This window comes from Streptomyces sp. NPDC057654 (assembly GCF_042800135.1).
Taxonomy (GTDB): Bacteria; Actinomycetota; Actinomycetes; order Streptomycetales; family Streptomycetaceae; genus Streptomyces.
The window spans coordinates 1-3,020 of the sequence record NZ_JBHVHQ010000981.1 but is presented as its reverse complement, the minus strand read 5'-3'; the positions used below and the strand labels follow the sequence as shown (position 1 = coordinate 3,020).

3 protein-coding genes and 1 pseudogene are annotated in these 3,020 nt (G+C 69.7%); 1 reads left to right on the top strand and 3 read right to left on the bottom strand.

Translation table 11 applies throughout. From position 1 onward, the window contains the following. Positions 1-161: 161 nt before the first annotated feature. The 3 genes from hppD to ACFU99_RS39220 all read right to left on the bottom strand — a co-directional run bounded on the left by hppD (position 162) and on the right by ACFU99_RS39220 (position 2,359). Positions 162-1,280, bottom strand: a complete 1,119-nt coding sequence (gene hppD, locus ACFU99_RS39230; protein WP_384402195.1) for a 4-hydroxyphenylpyruvate dioxygenase — start codon at positions 1,278-1,280, stop codon at positions 162-164. 186 nt (positions 1,281-1,466) lie between these two features. Continuing rightward, positions 1,467-1,763 (bottom strand): hypothetical protein, encoded by a 297-nt coding sequence (locus tag ACFU99_RS39225; RefSeq protein WP_384402192.1) that lies wholly within the window; start codon positions 1,761-1,763, stop codon positions 1,467-1,469. A 218-nt stretch (positions 1,764-1,981) separates the two neighbouring features. Next, positions 1,982-2,359, bottom strand: coding sequence for a hypothetical protein (locus ACFU99_RS39220; protein ID WP_384402189.1), 378 nt, complete (start codon positions 2,357-2,359; stop codon positions 1,982-1,984). 400 nt (positions 2,360-2,759) lie between these two features. On the opposite strand from ACFU99_RS39220, the pseudogene ACFU99_RS39215 reads away from it, so the two are divergent. Further along, positions 2,760-3,020: pseudogene (locus ACFU99_RS39215) on the top strand (3-deoxy-7-phosphoheptulonate synthase); the annotation flags it as partial.

Below are 3,020 nucleotides of genomic sequence, written 5' to 3'. Positions count from 1 at the left end.
GTCCAGGGCCGACCGGTTGGCCGCGAGGGTCAGTTCGGCGCCGCTGCCGCCCGCGATGAAGTCCCAGACCTCGGCGGGCAGTACGCGCTCGGCGACGGCCGCGAAGTCGGCCACGGACACCGGGGCCGAAGTGACGTCGGCGGTCGGTGTCGCGACGCCGCTCACTGGGTCCCTCCCGCTGATTCCGCTGATTCCGCTGACCCTGTTTGTCCTGCCGATTCTTCTGGTCCCTCCGACGCCAGCCGTTCGGCCTCGACCGCCTCGTACAGGGCCTTGATGTTGCCGCTGCCGAACGTGCTGGCGCCGAAGCGCTCGATCACCTCGTAGAACAGCGTGTTGCTCGGGTGCGTGGAGCGCGTGAAGATCTGGAACAGCTGGCCGTCGTGGTCCTCGTCCACCAGCACGTTCCGCTCGCGCAGCAGCTCCGTGGTGTGCCGGGCCAGTTCGAGCCGGCCCGGCAGCATGGCGTAGTAGGAGCCGGGCGCGGACAGGAACCGGACGCCGCGCTCGCCCAGCGCGCCGACTGTTTCGACGATGTCCCCGGTGGAGAAGGCGAGATGCTGCACGCCCGCGCCGCCGTGGTCCTTGACGAAGCGGTTGATCTGGCCGGGCGCGGCGGTGGCGACCGGCTGTATCAGGGTGAAGGTGATCTCGCCGGAGGGGCTCTGGACCACCTTCGACTCCATGGCCTGCGCCCCCACCGCGATGTCCTCGGTGAAGGTCATCCGGAACCCCAGCACGCGGGTGTAGAACTCCACCGCGCCGTCCAGGTCGCCGGACTCCAGGCATACCGCGAAATGGTCGATGTCCACGAGGAGTTCGTCCGATGCGGCGGTCGTATCGGCGTCCGGGAGCGCGGCGAATCCGGGTGGCACGGCGGGCCGCCCGGCCTCGGTCAGGGTGTGCACCACGTCGCCGAAGCCCGCGATCACCGCGGTGGTACGGCCGTCAGCACGCCGGGACGGCGGCGCGACCGGAACCGCCCCGCGCTCCACGGCGTGGGCGAACGCCCGGGTCACGTCGGGCACGGTGAACGCGATATCCGCCGCCGCGTCCCCGTGAGCCCGGACGTAGTCGGCCGCCGGGTGGCTCTCGGTACGGGCCTGGGTGAGTACGAGGGTGATCCGGCCCTGCTGGAGGGCCAGGGAAACACTGTCCGGTGAGTCGGCTCGGGCAACTGGGCGGAAGCCGTAGAGGTCGGTCATCTCGGCCGAGGCCGCCGCCAGGTCGGCGACGCGGAACTCCACATGGCCAAGGCCGAAATCGGGCGCGTAAGTCATGACAGAACCATTCGTCGGGCAATGGGGATGAAGGGCAGGGCGAGCGCCGGAATACGCGCGGGGAAGGGGTGGGGAAACGCCCTCCGGGCGCGATGAGGCGTCGTACCGGAACTCGGCGGTGGTGACGGGGTTGCAAAAGGGCCGGGAAATGCCCGGCGACGGGGCAGCGAATAGACGGACGGGCGGTCAGAGGTCCGGGTACTCGGGCGCGTGTCTGAGCGCGGCCACCTCCCAGCCGCGCAGCACGGGCGAGGAGGCCAAGGCCCTGCGGCAGATCGCCGTGGTCGCCGCGGCCGCCGCCGCGCTGTCGAGCCTGCTGTAGAACCCGAGATGGATGAAGCGGTCGCCGGACCGGATGCTCACGTGCTCCAACTGGGCCTCCGGAGTGGCGAAGACCCACATCACATCCGAGATCTCGGCGGCCGGCGGCTCATTCGCCGGATGCCGGTCGCGCGGGGCGAGCGTGACCATGATGAGACGCATGACGAAGTCCGGCCGAATCGGAGGGCCGGATTACGCGGCGGATGCGATGGGTCCGCGGTTCCGGGCCGGGGCCGGGCCGGAACCGGCGCTCGTACCGGCCGTGATGAGAGGTGTCGGCATGGAATTCCCCAGGTCATAGTCGGGAATAGTCAGGTCGATCGGCCTTTCGGGGAGGGAAGTTCCCGCGACCGGATATCCGACCGCCGCGTTCCCCTTGATCAATAGTCACCCGATGCCGAGAGTTCCGGGAAGATGAAAAGGACGGCCGGAACCGTCCAGGCCGCTTCAGGCCACCACTCGGCTGGGCACGGGGACTTGGCGCGCCGCGCCCGTACGCCCCCACACCGGGCCCGTACGCCTCCGCACCAGGCGCCGCGCCCGTACGCCTCCGCGCCGAGCGGCACCGCCAGACCACCCACTTCCGCGGCAGCGCCTCGTGTTCCGCGCCCCGGGCCGTTCTGCACCACGAAGTTCAGCACCGTCTCGAAAGCCACGTCCTTGACCGTGCGGACCGTGTGCATCAGGGACTTCACGGGGACGTCCGCCACCGTCAGCTCCCGCACGTCCTCCCACAGGAAGAGGCCCACCATGGCCATGCGTTGCTCACTTCCCCCGACGACAGCGCTTCCCCCGATGACAGCACCGCCGCCGCGGCGCACATCAATGGATCAGGTCGGCCCGCGCAATACACGAAGGGGCCGGAAGATCCCGGCTCTCGGGCCGGGGCCGTTCCGCTCAGTGTACCGTCAGTGGTAATCCGGCCGGGAAAGCGCGCGGAATTGTTGAGCGGCCCTCCCGGTGCTCGTAACCTGTTGAACGAAAAGAACGGTGTTCCCGGCCGTGGCCGCGCACGTGTTCCACCCGGATTCCTTTCGTCCGCTCCGGGCCGGACGGCGAAGACGCGCACGGATTTCCCCGTACAGCGCGCCGAATGACTTTCATCCGCTCCCGGGGCCCTTTGCGGCCCGGGAGCCTCAGCGACGGGAGGAACCTCTCATGGTGGTGGTGATGGCCCCGGAGGCCACGCAGGAGGAAATCGACGCCATTGTCGACCTGGTGCGTTCGGCGGGCGGCGACGCCTTCGTCAGCCGCGGGGTGACGCGCACGATCGTCGGACTGGTCGGGGACGTGGACGCGTTCGAGGCGCTGAATCTGCGCAGCCGGTCCGGGGTGCTGGACGCGGTGCGGATCTCGGTGCCGTACAAGCTGATCAGCCGCGAACACCACGCGGCCCGCTCGGTGATCAGGGTCGGCGGC

What these genes read in the sequence shown, in the direction of transcription:
- hppD (WP_384402195.1), bottom strand. Translation starts at nt 1,280, where the DNA reads ATGACTTACGCGCCCGATTTCGGCCTTGGCCATGTGGAGTTCCGCGTC.
- ACFU99_RS39225 (WP_384402192.1), bottom strand. Translation starts at nt 1,763, where the DNA reads ATGCGTCTCATCATGGTCACGCTCGCCCCGCGCGACCGGCATCCGGCG.
- ACFU99_RS39220 (WP_384402189.1), bottom strand. Translation starts at nt 2,359, where the DNA reads ATGGCCATGGTGGGCCTCTTCCTGTGGGAGGACGTGCGGGAGCTGACG.